At 61.0% G+C, this 16,765-nt stretch carries 19 protein-coding genes; 3 read left to right on the top strand and 16 right to left on the bottom strand.

Features of this window, described 5'->3' with window-relative positions; translation table 11 throughout:
* Positions 1–94: 94 nt before the first annotated feature.
* The 14 genes from GA0061105_RS08115 to GA0061105_RS08050 all read right to left on the bottom strand — a co-directional run bounded on the left by GA0061105_RS08115 (position 95) and on the right by GA0061105_RS08050 (position 12,170).
* Positions 95–514 carry a helix-turn-helix domain-containing protein gene (locus GA0061105_RS08115; protein WP_004679846.1) on the bottom strand — a complete coding sequence of 140 codons (420 nt, stop codon included), beginning with the start codon at positions 512–514 and terminating at the stop codon, positions 95–97.
* Between the two features lie 150 nt (positions 515–664).
* Positions 665–2,269 carry an apolipoprotein N-acyltransferase gene (lnt, locus tag GA0061105_RS08110; RefSeq protein WP_064693554.1) on the bottom strand — a complete coding sequence of 535 codons (1,605 nt, stop codon included), beginning with the start codon at positions 2,267–2,269 and terminating at the stop codon, positions 665–667.
* 109 nt (positions 2,270–2,378) lie between these two features.
* A complete protein-coding gene (locus tag GA0061105_RS08105) occupies positions 2,379–3,524 on the bottom strand; it encodes a hemolysin family protein (RefSeq protein WP_064693555.1) in 1,146 nt (381 codons plus the stop codon).
* Complete coding sequence (gene ybeY, locus GA0061105_RS08100; RefSeq protein ID WP_064693556.1) at positions 3,521–4,036, bottom strand: rRNA maturation RNase YbeY; 516 nt, start codon at positions 4,034–4,036, stop codon at positions 3,521–3,523. Before ybeY ends, GA0061105_RS08105 begins: the two co-directional genes overlap by 4 nt.
* Entirely contained in the window at positions 4,036–5,088 is a 1,053-nt protein-coding gene (locus tag GA0061105_RS08095) for a PhoH family protein (RefSeq protein WP_064693557.1), read from the bottom strand. Before GA0061105_RS08095 ends, ybeY begins: the two co-directional genes overlap by 1 nt.
* Before the next feature lie 18 nt (positions 5,089–5,106).
* The gene (gene miaB, locus GA0061105_RS08090) at positions 5,107–6,516 is read right to left on the bottom strand and encodes a tRNA (N6-isopentenyl adenosine(37)-C2)-methylthiotransferase MiaB (RefSeq protein WP_092749305.1); all 1,410 of its coding nucleotides are present in this window, start codon (positions 6,514–6,516) and stop codon (positions 5,107–5,109) included.
* Positions 6,517–6,655: 139 nt separating this feature from the next.
* Positions 6,656–7,453: a lyso-ornithine lipid O-acyltransferase gene (olsA, locus tag GA0061105_RS08085; RefSeq protein ID WP_092749742.1), complete on the bottom strand. Its 798-nt coding sequence runs from the start codon at positions 7,451–7,453 to the stop codon at positions 6,656–6,658.
* A 27-nt stretch (positions 7,454–7,480) separates the two neighbouring features.
* Positions 7,481–7,909, bottom strand: a complete 429-nt coding sequence (locus tag GA0061105_RS08080) for a Fur family transcriptional regulator (protein WP_064693559.1) — start codon at positions 7,907–7,909, stop codon at positions 7,481–7,483.
* Between the two features lie 82 nt (positions 7,910–7,991).
* Positions 7,992–8,486, bottom strand: a complete 495-nt coding sequence (locus GA0061105_RS08075; RefSeq protein WP_064693560.1) for a GNAT family N-acetyltransferase — start codon at positions 8,484–8,486, stop codon at positions 7,992–7,994.
* A 2-nt stretch (positions 8,487–8,488) separates the two neighbouring features.
* Complete coding sequence (gene tsaB / locus GA0061105_RS08070; protein WP_092749303.1) at positions 8,489–9,151, bottom strand: tRNA (adenosine(37)-N6)-threonylcarbamoyltransferase complex dimerization subunit type 1 TsaB; 663 nt, start codon at positions 9,149–9,151, stop codon at positions 8,489–8,491.
* Positions 9,152–9,238: 87 nt separating this feature from the next.
* The gene (locus GA0061105_RS08065) at positions 9,239–9,805 is read right to left on the bottom strand and encodes a NifU family protein (protein ID WP_064693562.1); all 567 of its coding nucleotides are present in this window, start codon (positions 9,803–9,805) and stop codon (positions 9,239–9,241) included.
* 109 nt (positions 9,806–9,914) lie between these two features.
* Complete coding sequence (locus GA0061105_RS08060; RefSeq protein WP_064693563.1) at positions 9,915–10,406, bottom strand: universal stress protein; 492 nt, start codon at positions 10,404–10,406, stop codon at positions 9,915–9,917.
* 108 nt (positions 10,407–10,514) lie between these two features.
* Complete coding sequence (trpS, locus tag GA0061105_RS08055) at positions 10,515–11,579, bottom strand: tryptophan--tRNA ligase (RefSeq protein ID WP_064693564.1); 1,065 nt, start codon at positions 11,577–11,579, stop codon at positions 10,515–10,517.
* Between the two features lie 192 nt (positions 11,580–11,771).
* Complete coding sequence (locus GA0061105_RS08050; protein WP_092749301.1) at positions 11,772–12,170, bottom strand: VOC family protein; 399 nt, start codon at positions 12,168–12,170, stop codon at positions 11,772–11,774.
* Between the two features lie 188 nt (positions 12,171–12,358).
* Here GA0061105_RS08050 and GA0061105_RS08045 point away from each other — a divergent pair, with 188 nt between their 5' ends.
* Complete coding sequence (locus tag GA0061105_RS08045) at positions 12,359–12,787, top strand: YcbK family protein (protein WP_092749299.1); 429 nt, start codon at positions 12,359–12,361, stop codon at positions 12,785–12,787.
* Positions 12,788–12,854: 67 nt separating this feature from the next.
* On the opposite strand, the gene GA0061105_RS08040 is transcribed toward GA0061105_RS08045, so the two are convergent.
* Positions 12,855–13,466 carry a TetR/AcrR family transcriptional regulator gene (locus GA0061105_RS08040; protein ID WP_092749297.1) on the bottom strand — a complete coding sequence of 204 codons (612 nt, stop codon included), beginning with the start codon at positions 13,464–13,466 and terminating at the stop codon, positions 12,855–12,857.
* A gap of 108 nt (positions 13,467–13,574) precedes the next feature.
* Here GA0061105_RS08040 and GA0061105_RS08035 point away from each other — a divergent pair, with 108 nt between their 5' ends.
* Together GA0061105_RS08035 and GA0061105_RS08030 are read left to right on the top strand one after the other, a co-directional pair.
* Positions 13,575–14,615 carry an SDR family oxidoreductase gene (locus GA0061105_RS08035; RefSeq protein WP_092749296.1) on the top strand — a complete coding sequence of 347 codons (1,041 nt, stop codon included), beginning with the start codon at positions 13,575–13,577 and terminating at the stop codon, positions 14,613–14,615.
* A gap of 134 nt (positions 14,616–14,749) precedes the next feature.
* On the top strand, positions 14,750–15,154 hold the full coding sequence (locus tag GA0061105_RS08030) for a nuclear transport factor 2 family protein (protein ID WP_092749294.1): 405 nt from the start codon (positions 14,750–14,752) through the stop codon (positions 15,152–15,154).
* Between the two features lie 26 nt (positions 15,155–15,180).
* Here GA0061105_RS08030 and murJ read toward each other — a convergent pair whose 3' ends face one another.
* Positions 15,181–16,761 (bottom strand): murein biosynthesis integral membrane protein MurJ, encoded by a 1,581-nt coding sequence (gene murJ, locus GA0061105_RS08025; RefSeq protein ID WP_092749292.1) that lies wholly within the window; start codon positions 16,759–16,761, stop codon positions 15,181–15,183.
* Between the last annotated feature and the right edge of the window lie 4 nt (positions 16,762–16,765).

Raw genomic sequence — 16,765 nt, 5'->3', positions numbered from 1 at the left:
ATCTTTATATCTGCGGCGAAATGACAAATTTTGCCTCAAAAACGCAAAAAAGGCGGCCTTTCGACCGCCTTTCCATTCTGCAACGGGAGCTGGATCAGTCAGCGTCGGCTTCGGCAGCGAGCGCCTTTACCAGTTCCACGACCTTGCGGCGAACCTTGGGGTCGGAAATTTTGACGAAGGCGCGGTTGAGCTGCAGACCCTCCGAGGAGGAGAGGAAGTCGACGACGTAATTCGAGCTGGAGGCTTCCGCCATGCCGCCGATGGCGCCGGAATGTTCGCCCGGCGCATCCTCGAAGAAGAAGGAGACCGGCACATTGAGGATGCTCGAGATGTTCTGCAGACGGCTTGCGCCGACGCGGTTGGTGCCCTTCTCATATTTCTGGATCTGCTGGAAGGTGATGCCGAGACTTTCGCCAAGCTTCTCCTGGCTCATGCCCAACATCGTTCGGCGAAGACGAATGCGGCTGCCAACATGGATATCGATCGGATTAGGCTTCTTCTTGTTTTCTATCATGGTCGTGCCCTAGCTACGAATTTCAACTGTTTCTAACCGGCATGCCCCTGATCCATCCCAAAACGCCACGTTGTAAGCAGCGGGAACCCGCCGATAAACATACGTTAAGAACGCCGATTGATACCACTATGCAATTTTAGGGGTTTTTGGTCAATTCAACCCCGAAATAAAACCTCCGCGTGAAACTAGCGCAATCAAAATCAGCAGGGCTTCGGTCAACCAGAAGTATGTCTGATGGGGGTATGTTGTTCCGAACCCATTGCCGAGCCCATCAACAGTTGCATCAATAAAGCCGGTCTCACCAAGATCGAGGCCCGCGATAATTTCCCCATGGGCGTTCACCAGCGCTGAAATGCCGTTGTTGGCATCGCGAATCAGCGGCAGGCCGGTCTCGATTGCCCGCACGCGGGCCTGCTGGAAATGTTGATAGGGCCCGGGCGTGATGCCGAACCAGGCGTCGTTGGTGATATTGAGGATCGCATTCGCATCACTTATGTCGCCGGTCATCTCGCCCGGAAAGATGATCTCGTAGCAGATCAGCGGATAGAGATTGAGCCCGCCGGGCAGCGCCAGCAGGTGCCGGCTTGCGGCGGCCGAAAATCCGCCCGGGATCTCGACGACGTTCTGGATGCCGAATTCGGTCAGCATGTCCTCAAAAGGCAGATATTCGCCGAACGGCACGAGATGCACCTTATCGGAGGCGGCGATGATCTGGCCGCGGCCGTCGATCACGTAGATGGAATTGTAGTAGCGCACCGGTGTGCCCGGCCCCATCTCCTCGGCTCGCACGGCGCCGGCGATCAGGAACTGGTTGTCGTCGAGCGTATCGGCGATCCGCGTCAGCGCATCCTGGTTGTCCGTCAGGATGAAGGGGATGGAGGTTTCCGGCCAGACGATGATGTCGGGCTTGCGTCCGCCATTCCTGGGCGCTTCGGTCGAAAGCTTCAGATGCGTTTCGAAAATCGCATTTCGGTCGGCGTCATTGTCCATCTTCGCCGCCTGGTCGATGGCCGGCTGCACCAGCCGCACCACCGGCCGCTTGTCTGCGGGCAATGGGTCGGGCCGCGGCGCGAGATAAAGCGCATAGGCGCCGTAACCGAGATGGGCGGCAAACAGCAGGGCGGCGAGCGCGATACCCGGCTTCGCGCCCTGCCGCGTCCCGATAAGGGCTGGCGCGGAAAAGACGAAGACGGCAAGCGCCGTCACCCCCATCGCGCCGATCACATGCGCCGACTGCATCATCAGCGGAACGGGCATAATCCCGTAGCCGACGGCGTTCCAGGGAAAGCCGGTGAAGATCACGCCTCGAAGCCATTCCATCAGGCCGAAACTTGCGGCAAGTGCGGCGATCCGTCCCATGCCGTCGGACCAGACGATTCGGGCAAGGGCGGTCGCCAGCCCGTAGAAGATCGCAAGACAGGCCGGCAGTCCGAGGACTGCCAAGGGCAGGGCCCAGGCAAAATCCTCCTGATCGACCAGCAACGCATGGCCAAGCCACCAGAGGCCGGCGACGAAATAGCCGAGGCCGAACAGCCAACCGACGGCAAAGGCCGGCCATAGCCTGCCGATCAGGCCGCTTTCAGGAGAAGCCGCCGCGCCGTCGATCAGCCAGACGAGCAGCGTGAAGGAGAGGAACATCGCCGCGAAAAAGCCGAAAGGCGGCAGCGCCAGTACGGCGAATGCCCCGGCGGCGACGGCTAGCAACGACCGTTTGATCCCCCAGACGAGGATAACCCTGTCCGCAAGCCGCTCCATGCGCACTCCCATCAAACCGCGAATCAACCCATTCGCAGTCTTTCAAAAAAGCGGCTCTTTGTCCCGTTACGCATCGGCCCGAATATCGGAATGATGTGCGGGTGATCCGCTAGTTTGCGGTCGATTCGGCAGGCCGGTCGTCGCTCGCTTCGGAGCCGGGCGTGATGTCGCCAGCCTCCTTGGCGCGACGGCGGATCGCGTGGCGCTTGCGGGTGATGCGCAGCCGCTTGATGCGGCGCGGATCGGCGTCGAGGATGTGGAACTCGAAATTCGGCAGGGCCTGGACCACTTCGCCGCGCACGGGGATGCGGCCGAGCGCGGAGAAAATCAGCCCGCCGAGCGTATCGACCTCATCGACCTGTTCGCTGATGTCGAAATCCGGTCCGATCGCTTCGGCGATCTCTTCCAGCTCGACGCGGGCATCGGCGACGAAGACGTCTTCAGCGACGCGCTTGAACATCACCTCTTCGTCGTCATGTTCATCATCGATGTCGCCGACCACCATCTCGACGATGTCCTCGTGCGAGGCGAGACCGTCGGTGCCGCCATATTCGTCGATGACGAGCGCCATCTGCGTGCGGTTCACCTGCATGCGGCGCAGGAGGTCGGAGGCCAGCATCGACGGCGGCACGAACAGGATCTTGCGGATGATGCCGGCCTCGGCCAGCGTCTTCTGCAGGTCGACCCGGGCAAGATCGAAATTCGGCTTGACCGAACGCGGCGGCTTCTGGATGTGTTCGGGCGCGACTTCGATCGCCGGCCCTGCAACGGCCGGCTTTGCCGGGCCGCGGCGTTTGTTGCGCGCCTGCTTGGCGACATAGGAGAGCAGGTCGCGGATATGCACCATGCCGCGCGGATCGTCGAGCGTATCGGCATAGACGGGCATGCGCGAGCGGCCGGATTCCTCGAAAAGGATCATCAGCTCGCCGATTGTGATGTTCTGGTCCACCGCCTCGATATCGGCGCGTGGCACCATCACGTCGGCGACGCGCACTTCGCGAAAGCGCAGGATATTGTGCAGCATTGCCCGTTCGTCGGGCGAAAAGGCGTCGTCGCCGGCCGCATCGGTCATCAGCGCGTCGGCAAGGTCCTCGCGCAGCCGCGAGCCCTGTTGCGGGCGGAGAATGCGGGCGGCGCGCGACCAGAAGGATTGGGATCGGCCGGATGGCCGACTACTACTGCCCGCCTCGTCAGAAGAAGAGGATGGCTCGGAGTCCTTGGCGTCTGCCGCCGGCTTCGTCGTAAAGTCGCTCATGGTTCCATTTTAAGGTCTTGACCCTCATAGGGATCAGATAGGCCGAGCTGCGCCAAAATGCGAGTCTCCAGCCCCTCCATAATTTCGGCTTCGGCATTATTCATATGGTCGTAGCCGAGAAGATGCAAGAAACCATGGACCAGAAGATGGGTCAGGTGATCGTCGAAACTCTTTTCGAGCTCATGGGCTTCGCGCTCCACCGTCTCCCGGGCGATGATGATGTCGCCGAGCATCGGACCGGGCATCTTGCCGGGTTGAACCGGAAAGGCGGGAAAGGAGAGCACGTTGGTCGCCTTGTCCTTGCCGCGCCACTCGGCGTTGATGTCCTGGATCGAGGCATCGTCGGTGAAAACAAGCGAGACCTCGGGCGGCATCTTCGGAAAGGGCTGCTTCTCGCTGTCGCTGAGATAAACCACCGCCGCGCCGAGGACGCGCTCGCAAAAGACCAGCAGCGTCTCCTCGCCCGGCCAGCCGATATTCTCGATGCTGATCTGGATGTCGAGTTCGGCCATCAGTCCTGCCGGCCGATTTCTTCGGCTTCGACAAGATAGGTGGCGTCATAGGCTCTGACGATGCGGCCGACCAGCGGGTGGCGTACGACGTCGGTATCCTTGAAGCGCACGATCGAGATGCCCTCGACGCCGTTCAGCAGTTCCAGGGCTTCGACGAGGCCGGATTTGACGCCGCGCGGCAGGTCGATCTGACTCGGGTCGCCGGTCACGATCATGCGGGCATTTTCGCCGAGACGTGTCAGGAACATCTTCATCTGCATCGACGTCGTATTCTGCGCCTCGTCGAGGATGATGGCGGCGTTGGCGAGCGTGCGGCCGCGCATGAAGGCCAGCGGCGCAATTTCGATGACGCCGGCGGTGATCGCCCGGTCGACCTTGTCTGCCGGGATCATGTCGTAAAGTGCGTCATAGAGCGGACGAAGATAGGGATCGACCTTTTCCTTCATGTCGCCGGGCAGGAAGCCGAGGCGCTCGCCGGCCTCGACCGCCGGGCGCGACAGGATGATCTTCTCCACCGCGCCGCGCTCCAGCAGCTGGGCGGCATGCGCGACGGCGAGATAGGTCTTGCCGGTGCCGGCCGGGCCGACGCCGAAGACGAGTTCGGCGCGTTCGAGCGCCCTGATATAGGCGTCCTGAGTCGGCGTGCGTGCGATGATCGTCTTCTTGCGCGTCGAGATCTGCGCCATCGTCAGCTTGGCCTTGCGCTCCATGGTGGGAAGGCTGAGCTGATCGTCGGCGGCGACCGCCATGCGGATTGCTCCCTCGACGTCGGATCGTTCCACGCTGCCGCCTTTCTGAAGCTTTTCATAGAGATAATCGAGCGTGCGCCGCGCTTGGTTGGTGGTGACGACATCACCCGAGATGACGACGGAATTGCCGCGCGCCCGCGCATCGATATTCAGCCGCTCCTCGAGCAGCTTGAGGTTCTGGTCGAACTGGCCGAAAAGTTCGCTGGCGAACCGATTGTTCTCGAACGTCAGGACGAAGTGATTGGTGTCGCTCGGCGGGCGGGGGTGGCGCGGTGAAGAAGAAACCAATTCTTGTCCGTTCAAGCGGTCGGGCTCCTTGGGTTAGACCGCAGCCTCTGCGCGTTCGGCAAACAGGCTGTTCGTTCCGGTTCCGGTGATTCGCACTTTGATAATGTCACCGATTTGCGATGCTTTTGCATCAACATTCACGGATTGAAGCCAGGGCGAGCGTCCGATCAGTTGGCCGGGCATGCGGCCGGGCTTTTCGAGCAGCAGATCGATCTCCTTGCCGATGCAGGATTCGGCAAATTCCTGCTGCTGCTTCAGAAGAAGCGCTTGCAGGCGTTCCAGCCGTTCTGCCTTGATCTCTTCCGGCACCTGGTCCTTCAGTTCCGCGCCGGGCGTACCCGGCCGAGTAGAGTATTTGAACGAGAAGGCCTGCGCATAGCGAACCTCCGCCACAAGTCCGAGTGTATCCTCAAAATCGGCATCTGTCTCCCCCGGAAAACCGGTGATGAAATCGCCCGATAGCGCAATGTCGGGCCGCACCGCGCGGATGCGCCCGATCAAAGCGAGATATTCGGCCGCCGTGTGGCGCCGGTTCATCGCTTTGAGGATCCTGTCGGAGCCCGATTGCACCGGCAGGTGCAGATAGGGCATCAGCGCCCTCAGGTCGCGATGGGCCTCGATCAGCCGGTCGTCCATGTCGCGCGGGTGGCTTGTGGTATAACGCAGCCGGGCAAGGCCGGGGATCTCGGCAAGGCGGTAGAGGAGGTCGCCGAGGCTCCACGCCTCGCCGCCGGGTCCTGCGCCATGCCAGGCATTGACGTTCTGGCCAAGCAGGGTGATTTCGCGCACGCCCCCCTCGACCAGCTTTTCGGCCTCCTCGACGATCTGGGAAACCGGCCGCGACACTTCCGAACCGCGCGTATAGGGCACGACGCAGAAGGTGCAGAACTTGTCGCAGCCCTCCTGCACCGTCAGGAAGGCGGTGACGCCGCGGGCGCGGATCTTGCGGCTCTCGGCAATCGGCAGATGCTCGAACTTATCCTCGATCGCATATTCCGTATCGACGATGCGCTGGCCCTCCTTGGCCCGGCGCAGCGCCTCCGGCAGGCGGTGGTAGGTCTGCGGGCCGATGACGACGTCGACGGCCGGTGCGCGGCGCAGGATCTCCTCGCCTTCGGCCTGGGCGACGCAGCCGGCAACGCCGATCATCATCTCCCGGCCGTCCGCCGCCTTCTTCTTTTTCATCTCGCGCAGCCGTCCGAGCGCCGAATAAACCTTCTCGGCCGCCTTCTCTCTTATATGGCAGGTGTTGAGGAGGACGAGGTCAGCCTCTTCCATATCTTCCGTCGGCTCGTAACCGTCGCGGGCGAGCGCATCGCTCATGCGTGTGGAATCGTAGACGTTCATCTGGCAGCCGTAGGTCTTGATGAAGACTTTGCGGCTGTTGCTGCCATCGCGGAGAGAAACCTCCGGGGCCTGAAGAAGGGCGCTGTCCTGTGTCATGGCGCGCTATTTAGTGGTTTTTGCCGCCCGAGAAAATCGAAATCTTGTTTTCGAGCAAGTCCAGCAAAAATGTGCAGCGGATTTGTGCGGAAACAATGAGATGGAGCATTCCCGCAATTCGAAGAAAAACGGAAAGGCTTCAGGAGATTTCACGCCCGCGCAGGCAGCTGTTGAGCAGGTTGCGGATGCGGAGAGCGATCGTCGCACTCACTTCCTTGCGCTTGGTGTCGGCGCGGTATTCTACCGCCTCGCCGAAGGAAACCTCCGCATCGATGGCACCGCATCGCACGATATCGATAAGGTGCGGCAGGAGCTCGATATCGCCCGGCCAGGCAGCGAGCGGGCGATGATAGCGCCCCATGGCGATACCGTGCACCCGGGTGTAGGCGATAGCCACCGGCTGCACCACGACCGTTCCGGTCGGCGAAGTGGGCACGGCCATCGCAGCTGCGCCGAACAGAGAGGACTTGACGTCCAGCAGCCGGTTGCCGTCCGACGTCGTCCCCTCGGGAAAGAGCACGACGATCTCGCCGTTGGCCATGCGCCCGGCGATCTCGTTCGCCTGATGGCCGGTCTTGCGCTTTTCCTCACGCACGACGAAAACGCTTTTCTGCAGTTTGGCGAGCGTGCCGAAGATCGGCCAGTCGCGCACCTCGATCTTGGCGATAAAGGCGACGTCGGCAACGGCCGACATCACCATGATGTCCATCCAGGAGGAATGGTTGGAACAGAGCATCAGCGGCCGGCGGTTTTCCAGCCTGCCGGTCACGCGGACGCGAATGCCGAGGCAATAGCAGACGATGCGATGCCAGACGCGCGGAAGCCAACGGCGCAACCGCCAGTCGAAGTGCAGCGCCAGCACCTGCAGCGGCACGAGTACGATGCTGACGGCCAGGATGACGACCGCAGCAGAGGCGATGCGCAGCCAGGCGATCAAATGCGGCACTCCGGGGCTGCCATCGCTTCAGAGATCTTCCTTCTTCAATGGAATGCCGTAGAGCTCCAGGCGGTGGTCGACCAGCTGGAAGCCGTGCTCGCGGGCGATACGCTCCTGCAGCGCCTCGATCTCCGGCGAGCGGAATTCGATGACCGTGCCGGTCTTCAGGTCGATGAGGTGATCGTGATGTTCTTCCGGCACCGTTTCGTAGCGCGAGCGCCCGTCGCGGAAGTCGTGGCGGGCAATGATGCCGGCATCCTCGAACAGCTTGACGGTGCGATAGACAGTCGAGATCGAGATCTTCGCGTCGACCTTCACCGATCGGCGGTAAAGCTCTTCGACGTCGGGATGGTCTTCCGAATCCTCGAGGATGCGCGCGATCACGCGGCGCTGTTCGGTCATGCGCATGCCGCGTTCGACGCAAAGCTCCTCAAGGGTCTTGGCTACATCGGTCATGGCCGCCTCTAGAGATATTCGTGTTTCGACAATGCCTGCGCTGCCATTGCGCCGGGCCGCATGTCATCTCTCCGCCAGGGAACTATCGAAGAACGCGCTTCATGACAAGCGCCGTGGAAAGGGCGCCGTTTTCCTGTTTGTAATAGCCCTGGCGCTCGCCGACTTTTTCAAAGCCGAGCTTGCGATAGAGGCCGAGAGCCGCCGTATTGCCGTTGTCGACCTCGAGAAACATGGTCTCGCCGCCACGCGCCCGCGCCTCGCGCATCGCTGCCTGCATCAGCCGCCAGCCGAGCCCGGAGCGGGCGACCTTCGCCTGCACCGCAACGGTCAGGATTTCGGCCTCGCCGGCGACTTGGCGGGCAAGGATAAAGCCGGGCAGGGGTTTTTTCAGGATGGCATTGGTCTGCCGCGCGACAAAGCCGAACACGGTTTCCTGCGAAAGCAGACTGTGGAATTCGCCGTCGCCCCACGGCCGGGCGAAACGCTCGCCGTGCAGGACGGCGACGTCGCGGCAATCCTCGCGCTCCATGGCGATGATTTCGAATTCCGGCTTCAGCGTCAGATAGGCTTCCAGCATGGTCACACTCGTCGCGCAATCGCATATCCGGCCTGCGGCTTGGCATCCGGTCCGCGCAGATAAAGGGGCTTCGGCTTTCCGGCATCGGCCGAGGCGGCAGCGCCGAGGCGCGCCACCACCGAAATCGGAAAGACATTGACGTGATCGCCATCGGCGCCGGCCTTCAGCAGCGACGTTGCCGAACCGGTGATCTCGCCGTCGAAGCCGGCGGCGAAAGCCTGGGCCTCGGCGACGCTTGCCGCCCGTGGCGCATCGAGCGGCGCGCCGTCGGCCGCAAAGGACTGGAGATAGATTTCGTCGCGCTTGGCGTCCATCGCCGCCAGCACCGCGCGGCCGGGCGTCTTTTCGCGCTGGGCTGATGCCATCACCTCGAGCGTAGTGACGCCGACGACAGGCACATTGAGGGAAAGCGCGAAACCGCGGGCTGCGGCAACGCCGACGCGGATACCGGTGAAGGAGCCGGGGCCGACCGTGACGGCAAGGCGGTCGATATCGGACAGCGCCATTCCCGCCTGCGTGAGTGCGCGGTCGACAATACCAATCAGATGTTCAGCGTGCCCCTTGCCGATCATGTCCGATGCCTCCCCCAGCACCGTATTCCTGCCGCTGTCATAGACGGCGGCAGCGCAATCCACACCTGCGGTGTCGAGCGCCAGAACGATCATGCCATCAATTTCCGAATAAACTGTTGTCGCATAACCATAAACCCGCCCAGCAGAACCTGACATGAACGCCGGGACGAATTCGAGATTTTAAGCGGCAATCACTTCCTGCACTTCGGGAACGAAATGGCGCAGCAGGTTCTGAACGCCGTGCTTCAGCGTCGCCGTCGAAGACGGGCAGCCGGAGCAGGAACCTTTCATGTTCAGATAGACCTTGCCGTCCTTGAAGCCGCGGAAGGTGATATCGCCGCCGTCCTGGGCGACGGCTGGGCGCACGCGTGTTTCCAGAAGCTCCTTGATGGTCAGCACGATCGATTCGTCGCCTTCATCAAAGAACTCATCGCCGGCATCGGCGTCCTCGGAAAGGATGGAGGCATCGCCCATGACCGGTTTGCCGGACATGAAATGCTCCATGATCGAGCCAAGGATAGCCGGCTTAAGATGCTGCCACTCGGCATTGTCTTTGGAGACGGAAATGAAATCATAGCCAAAATAGACGCCGGTGACGCCTGGAATTTCGAACAGGCGGGCGGCGAGCGGCGAGGCCTCGGCCTCTTCCGCGCTGCGGAACTCGGCGGTGCCGTTTTCCATGACGACCTTGCCCGGCAGGAATTTCTGCGTGGCGGGGTTCGGCGTGGCTTCGGTCTGAATGAACATCTGGTTCTCCATGCGGCAGGCGCGAGACCTCGGCCGTCTTTAGAATTCTTCAAAAGAAGATAAGCCCATTGCCTGATCTAATCAAGAGACTTGCACTCAAGAAATAGGCTCAGCAGAGGGCGTCGATTTCCTCGTTGGTCAGCGTATCCGGCAGTACGGTCACGGGAATCGGAAACGCCGCCCCACGTCCGGCGACCGACGAAACCAGCGGTCCCGGACCCTCTTTCGCCGAGCCGGCGGCCAGAACGAGGATGGCCACATCGCGGTCTTCCTCGATCACGGCGTTGATCTGCTCGGCCGCACTGCCTTCGCGGATGACGACCTCAGGCTCGATGCCGATCGTCTCTCGCACGATCTGGGCGATCTTTGCGACGATTGCCTCGGCCTCCTCGCGCGCCTCGGCCCGCATGATCTCCTCGACGCCGAGCCATTGCTGGAAATCGCCGTTGGGGATCACATAGAGCAGCACAAGGCCGCCATTGGAATTTTTCGCGCGCCGGCCGGCATAATGAACGGCGCGCTGGCATTCGGGTGTCCCGTCGATCACTGCCATGAACTTGCGGCGATGACCTTCGAGCCGTGAGAGTCGCTTCGATACCATGGCGCGGACTCTGACACCCGAAGCGGAAAAATTGCAAGCGCAGTTTTTCGCGCCTCTGCCTCTGAGCAAGATCCGCCTCTCACCCGAAGCCAGAAGCGAATATGCGTCTCAGTAAAGGAAGCCGATGACGTCGCGCACCTGGCTCATCGTCGCCTCGGCTCGGGCTCTCGCCCGTTCGCCGCCATTGCGCAGGATCGCATCGATATGGCTGGTATCGGCCATCAACCGGCGCATCTCGCCGGTGATCGGCGCCAGCACATGGATGGCGAGATCGACCAGCGCCGGCTTGAAGACGGAGAATTGCTGGCCGCCGAATTCGGCCAGCACCTCTGCCTTCGATTTGTCGGCGAGCGCCGCATAGATCGCCACCAGATTGTCGGCTTCCGGCCGGCCCTGCAGTCCGTCGACCTCGCTCGGCAAGCCGTCCGGATCAGTCTTGGCTTTGCGGATCTTCTTCGAGATCGCCTCCTCGTCGTCCATCAGATTGATGCGCGAAAGGTCGGAGGGATCGGACTTTGACATTTTCTTGGTGCCGTCGCGCAGCGACATGACGCGCGGCGCCGGTCCGCCGATCAGCGGTTCGACCATCGGGAAATAGGCATGCACCGGCTCGTCGCCGACGGTGATGTCGATGCCGTAGCCGCTCTTGCGAATATGCTCGGCATAATCGAGGTTGAACTTCATCGCGATGTCGCGGGCAAGCTCCAGATGCTGCTTCTGGTCCTCGCCAACCGGCACATGGGTGGCGCGGTAGACGAGAATGTCGGCAGCCATCAGGCTCGGATAGGCGTAGAGACCGAGCGAAGCCTGCTCGCGGTCCTTGCCTGCCTTGTCCTTGAACTGCGTCATGCGGTTCATCCAGCCAATGCGGGCGACGCAATTGAAGATCCAGGCAAGTTCCGCATGCTGCGGAACGGCCGACTGGTTGAAGACGATATGTTTTTCCGGATCGATGCCGGCGGCGATGAAGGCGGCGGCGATCGAGCGCGTCTGGCTCGGCATGTCCTCGTGCACCAGCTGGGCGGTGAGCGCATGCATGTCGACGACGCAATAGATGCAGTCATTGCCTTCCTGCAGCGCCACGAACCGGCGGATCGCGCCGAGATAGTTGCCGAGATGCAGATTGCCGGTCGGCTGCACGCCGGAGAATACGAGTTTCTTGAATTCGCTCATGTCGTCCTCAATAGGCTGGTGGAGGGCCTACAGCGCCGCGCGTCTTTTCAGACGCGCAAAGGACGCTGTAACATTTCGATTTGCTGCATAATTCCTAATTCGATTCCGGTTTAGGAATTATGCAGCGGGTTTCTTCGCCTATGTTGCTAACGCCGCGGCTTATGCACGGGCAACCCGCCGCAATCAAGGGGTTCAGGCTGCGGCATGCTGGATCAGATCGAAGGTGTTGCCATAGGGATCCGCAAAGACCGCGACCGTCCCGTAAACCTCATGCCGCGGCTCTTCCAGAAAGCGCACGCCGGCGCTGAGCATTGCGGCATGATCGCGCGCGAAATCGTCGGTCTTCAGGAAAAAGCCGACGCGACCGCCCGTCTGGTTGCCGATGGCCGCGCGCTGCGTCTCGTTTGCCGCCTGCGCCAGCAGAAAGGCGGCGCCATCCCCACCTTTCGGTTTCACGACCACCCACCGTTTGCCCTCTGGCTGCGGCTCGTCCTGAAGGCAGTCGAAACCGAGGCCATCGCAATAAAATGTCTTGGCACGCTCGTAATCGTCGACGACAAGGGTGACGAGGAATAGAGACTGAATCGTCATGCGGACCCCCTGGTTTGGATGTTTATTCCACCTAGAACGCGAGGAAGGCTCATTTTTAAGCCGAATTGATCAGCGCCTCTAGTTCAAATTGAGTATAAAATTTCACAGAAAAGCTTTTATTGAACTGAAAATCCTCGCCCGCGCGCTGGCGGCCGATCGGTCGCCAGGCTAACCGCCCGGAGGGGACCATGCACAACGTCAGTTTGCTCGCCATGGCAGGCCTTTTCGCCCTACAATCCGCAACCGGCGCCGTCGGTCAAGACAGCAAGAGGCCGGCGATTCATCTTTCCAAGCATGAGGCACGCCTTGCCTACACGGTCCAAACCGTCAGCGTCCGTGCCGGCTGTTTTCCCGCGCGTCTTCGCGCAGTCCTGTCACATATCGCCGCAAAGACCGGCCGCCGGCCGATGATAACCTCGGGCCACCGGCCGCATCCCCGCCGCCACGGCTCCCTGCACGGAAAATGCCTGGCTGCCGATATCAGGATCCCCGGCCTCTCGGAGAAAACGATCGTCGCTGCCGCAAGAAGCGCGCCCGGAATCGGCGGCATCGGCACCTATTGCAACGGCATCGTCCATGTCGATGTCGGGGCGCCGAGGCGATGGGTCGACTGCTGAGGAATCATTCGGCCCGCGTTTTACCATTCCGCTTTAAGGGTCGCCGATTGGGCGGCGGTGAGAAGACCTACCGCGACTGGCTCGATTGGTCGCTCCGGGGCGTCACCGCCACCCGTAGGAGGCGCATGAATAATTTTGTATCCTCATCAAGGCTGGAACCATTCCATTGCGCGTGTTTGATCCCATCCATTGCAGCCATCATGATATTGGCCAGTTGTACAGGCGAGGCCTGCAGCGGTTCGAGATCGATTTCCTTGGTTTCCGCGGCGGCATTCAGCGTCTGTGTCAGCATAGTCAATAGTCGTGCCCGCGCGTCGAGTGTGATATCCGCAGCCAAGGCCATATTGGCGGCAAACAGTTCTTCTGCATCGGAACTGTTGCCAAAAGGGGCGATTAATTCCCGCTGAAACACCGCTATGGCCATTTCCATGCGGTCAAAGGTGTTGTTTCGCTGTCCTGCCAGAGCCGCTGCCACCTTATCCAGTGCGCGAGTATGCGCTCGCATGGAACCGGCTCGGAAAAGCTCTTCCTTGCTGTTGAAGCTCAGATAGAGCGATGCTCGCGAAATTCCTGCGGCGCGCGCAATGTCGGCCATGGCAGTCTTGCGAAAGCCAAACCGCACGAACACAGGCAAGGCAGCATCCAGGATTTGGGAAATTTTTCGGTCATTCTGCGTCATTTGGACAGATTGTCATTTCGTGACCATGCTGTCAAAAGACGAGTAGACAAATAATGATTATCTGTCTAATGCGATAGCGGCGCATCGGTGCGCAATCAGGAGATACCCGTGAGTATCAAGTCAGATAATTCTAGTGATTCCACCGTACTGGTGACCGGCATTGGCGGATTTCTCGCTGGCCACATTGCCTTGCAATTGCTCAAGCAGGGGTATCGGGTCAGAGGAAGTCTGCGCCGTATCAGTACAAGCGCTGCGATAGTAACTCAGCTTGGAACGCACACCGACGGGCAACTGCAGAACCTGAGTTTGGTGCAGGCTGATCTTGACAGCGATGGCGGTTGGGCCGCGGCTGTCGAAGGGTGCGACTATGTCATTCATACCGCATCGCCTTTCCCTCCGGGATATCCCGAGAATGAAAATGCCCTGATCCGGACCGCCCGCGATGGTGCGTTGCGCGTGCTTCGCGAGGCGAATCGGGCACGAGTCAAACGTGTGGTTCTGACATCCTCCATAGCTGCCACCAACCATGGCGACGGGCAGGCGCCCTTTACCGAAGAGAATTGGACCGACCCGGAAAGCTCGCGGGCAACGCCCTATTACAAATCCAAGACGCTGACGGAGCGGGCTGCCTGGGCCTTTGCCCACGAAGTCGGTCTCGATCTGACCGTGATCAACCCAAGCGTGATCCTCGGGCCATTGCTTGGGCCGAATTTCGGGACGTCTGTTGGATTGATCCACCATTTGATGACCGGACGATTCAACGGTATCCCGCGTTTTGGCTTTTCCGTCGTGGATGTGCGCGATACCGCCGATGCCCACATTCGAGCGATGACCAATCCTGCTGCCGGCGGCCAACGGTTCATCATCGGTGGACGGTTTTTCTGGCTCAAGGAGCTGGTGGCTATTCTTGCCCATTCCTTTCCCGACCATGCTTCCCGTCTGCCGTCCGGCGACGTCTCTGACGAGATCGTCAGGGTCATGGCGCAATCCGACCCCAATGCACGAACTATTGTTCATGAGCTCAATCGCGATCTCAGTGTCAGTGCAGCAAAAGCCCACAGCGTCCTCGGGTGGCGCTCACGCCCAGAAGAGCAATGTATCCGCGCCAGCGCTCAAAGTCTCATCGACTTGGGATTGGTGCCGACCTAGCGCTTCGGAAAGCAAGATGCGGTAGATTCAAGTTAGAGCGATACCCGGCAACGCGACGGCCAGTGACTGCATCATGGTCGCCGCCTCTCCTGGGAAAATTGCATTGATCCTTAGCTTTCAATTGGAGAACGGACATGACCATCCCGACCGTAGACGCATCCTCACCGATCAGTGAGGCCAACCTTCTTCGCGAAACGGAGCGTGCGAGGCTGCGTGCCCTGGTGAACGCCGATATTGTTCGGGCGCATCAGCTTCATGCTCCGGACTTCCAGCTGATAACGCCAATCGGTGCCGCGCTTTCAAAGCAGGAATATCTTGGTGCGATCGCCTCCGGGCAGATCAAATACCTAGTCTGGCAGCCCACTGACATTGCCGTGCGCCTTTATGACGGGGTCGCCGTTCTTCGGTATCGTGCTCAGCTGGAGGTTGTCTTCGGCGGCCACAAAGTCGCCATCAACGACTACTGGCACACTGACACGTATGAGCGGCATGACGAACGATGGATGGTTGTCTGGTCGCAAGCCACAGCCATAAAGTAGTCAGCGTCACGGCGGTACGACCGGCCTCACCCGTCCTTTGCCGGCGCCGGCTTGCGGTTCAGATTGCGCCTTATCATGCCGAGATCCGCTCCACCGATGAGAAAGGCGGCGGCGAAATAGACAAGCATGGAGATCGCGATCAGCAGGCCCAGCGTTCCGATCTTGGTCAGAAGCGGCGCGCCGGAGGCAAGCCAGGGCGCAAAATACTGCTTGAGGAAGACGATGGCTGCCCCCATCACTGCAGCAGCGACGATCAACAGGACGGTGCGTTTTGCCAGCGCCCATTCCCATGTGAGATGGCCGCGGCGCAAAAGCGTGCTGAACAGCAGCACGGTGCTGATCCAGCCGGCGGTGGCTTCGGCAACGGCGATGCCGGGCGCGCCCATATAGGGGAAGAGGGTGAGCGCCGTGGCGCAATTGGTCGCAACCGCGATCGCCGAGAAGCGCATTGGCGTCTTGGTGTCCTCGCGCGCATAAAAGCCCGGCTGCAGCGCCTTGATCAGCACGAAGGCCGGCAGGCCGATGCCGTAGACCGCCAGGATCGAGCCGACAACTGCGGTGTTTTCCTGATGGAAGGCGCCGCGCTCGTAGAGCACGCGGATGATTTCGTCGGAGAGGATCCAGAGCGCGAAGGCGGCGGGGATCGTTAGGAACAGCACGAATTCGATCGAGCGGTTCTGCAGGTTTGCGGCCTCCCGCAGCGCCCCGCCCTTCAGTGCTCTGGCCAGTTCCGGCAGCAGCACGATGCCGACGGCGACGCCGACAACGCCGAGCGGCAGCTGATAGATGCGGTCGGCATATTGCAGCGCTGCGATTGCGCCGTCGCGGGAGGAGGCGATCGCCTGGCCGATCAGCTGGTTGATCTGGGTGATGCCGCCGGTGACGGCGGCCGGCACCGCGAGGATCAGCAGCCGCTTGACATTCGCAGTCATTTTCGGAAACCGGAAGCCGATGCTCATCCCGGCCGCCAGCACGCCGATATAGACAACGGCGAGCTGCAGCACACCGGCGGCAAGAACGCCCCAGGAGAGATACCAGGCCGTCGCCAGCGGATCGGCGCCGGTATAGAGCGCATAAAACAGCGCCCCGATCATCACCACGTTGAGGAAGACTGGAGCGATGGCGGCGGCGAAGAAATGATGCAGCGAATTCAGCATGCCGCTCATCATCGCCGTCAGCGACATGCACATCAGGTAGGGGAACATCACGGCCGCCATGCGGATGGTGATCGAGAATTTCTCGGGGTCGTCGGCAAAACCCGGCGCGATGATGAAGCGCACCAGGAGCGGCATCGAGAGCTCCATCACGATAGTGATGAGGAGCAGCACCGAAAACAGCACGCCGAAGACTTCTTCCGAAAAACGCTTGGCCCCTTCCGTGCCGTTCGCCTCGATCTCCTTGGCAAAGAGCGGCACGAAGGCGGCGTTAAAGGCGCCCTCGGCAAACAGCCGGCGAAAGAGGTTCGGAAAGCGGAAGGCGGCGTAGAAGACGTCCGCCATCGGCCCGGTGCCGAGTGCTGCCGCCATCAGCGTTTCACGGGCGAAGCCGAAGATACGGCTGCCGAGGGTGGCGCCGCCGACGGTCGCGAATTTTTTAACGAGGCTCATGCTT

The organism is Rhizobium aethiopicum, from assembly GCF_900094625.1.
GTDB lineage: Bacteria > Pseudomonadota > Alphaproteobacteria > Rhizobiales > Rhizobiaceae > Rhizobium > Rhizobium aethiopicum.
This window is presented reverse-complemented; position numbering and strand designations above follow the sequence as displayed.

What these genes read in the sequence shown, in the direction of transcription:
- GA0061105_RS08115 (WP_004679846.1), bottom strand. Translation starts at nt 514, where the DNA reads ATGATAGAAAACAAGAAGAAGCCTAATCCGATCGATATCCATGTTGGC.
- lnt (WP_064693554.1), bottom strand. Translation starts at nt 2,269, where the DNA reads ATGGAGCGGCTTGCGGACAGGGTTATCCTCGTCTGGGGGATCAAACGG.
- GA0061105_RS08105 (WP_064693555.1), bottom strand. Translation starts at nt 3,524, where the DNA reads ATGAGCGACTTTACGACGAAGCCGGCGGCAGACGCCAAGGACTCCGAG.
- ybeY (WP_064693556.1), bottom strand. Translation starts at nt 4,036, where the DNA reads ATGGCCGAACTCGACATCCAGATCAGCATCGAGAATATCGGCTGGCCG.
- miaB (WP_092749305.1), bottom strand. Translation starts at nt 6,516, where the DNA reads ATGACACAGGACAGCGCCCTTCTTCAGGCCCCGGAGGTTTCTCTCCGC.
- GA0061105_RS08080 (WP_064693559.1), bottom strand. Translation starts at nt 7,909, where the DNA reads ATGACCGATGTAGCCAAGACCCTTGAGGAGCTTTGCGTCGAACGCGGC.
- GA0061105_RS08075 (WP_064693560.1), bottom strand. Translation starts at nt 8,486, where the DNA reads ATGCTGGAAGCCTATCTGACGCTGAAGCCGGAATTCGAAATCATCGCC.
- tsaB (WP_092749303.1), bottom strand. Translation starts at nt 9,151, where the DNA reads ATGATCGTTCTGGCGCTCGACACCGCAGGTGTGGATTGCGCTGCCGCC.
- GA0061105_RS08065 (WP_064693562.1), bottom strand. Translation starts at nt 9,805, where the DNA reads ATGTTCATTCAGACCGAAGCCACGCCGAACCCCGCCACGCAGAAATTC.
- GA0061105_RS08060 (WP_064693563.1), bottom strand. Translation starts at nt 10,406, where the DNA reads ATGGTATCGAAGCGACTCTCACGGCTCGAAGGTCATCGCCGCAAGTTC.
- trpS (WP_064693564.1), bottom strand. Translation starts at nt 11,579, where the DNA reads ATGAGCGAATTCAAGAAACTCGTATTCTCCGGCGTGCAGCCGACCGGC.
- GA0061105_RS08050 (WP_092749301.1), bottom strand. Translation starts at nt 12,170, where the DNA reads ATGACGATTCAGTCTCTATTCCTCGTCACCCTTGTCGTCGACGATTAC.
- GA0061105_RS08045 (WP_092749299.1), top strand. Translation starts at nt 12,359, where the DNA reads ATGCACAACGTCAGTTTGCTCGCCATGGCAGGCCTTTTCGCCCTACAA.
- GA0061105_RS08040 (WP_092749297.1), bottom strand. Translation starts at nt 13,466, where the DNA reads ATGACGCAGAATGACCGAAAAATTTCCCAAATCCTGGATGCTGCCTTG.
- GA0061105_RS08030 (WP_092749294.1), top strand. Translation starts at nt 14,750, where the DNA reads ATGACCATCCCGACCGTAGACGCATCCTCACCGATCAGTGAGGCCAAC.
- murJ (WP_092749292.1), bottom strand. Translation starts at nt 16,761, where the DNA reads ATGAGCCTCGTTAAAAAATTCGCGACCGTCGGCGGCGCCACCCTCGGC.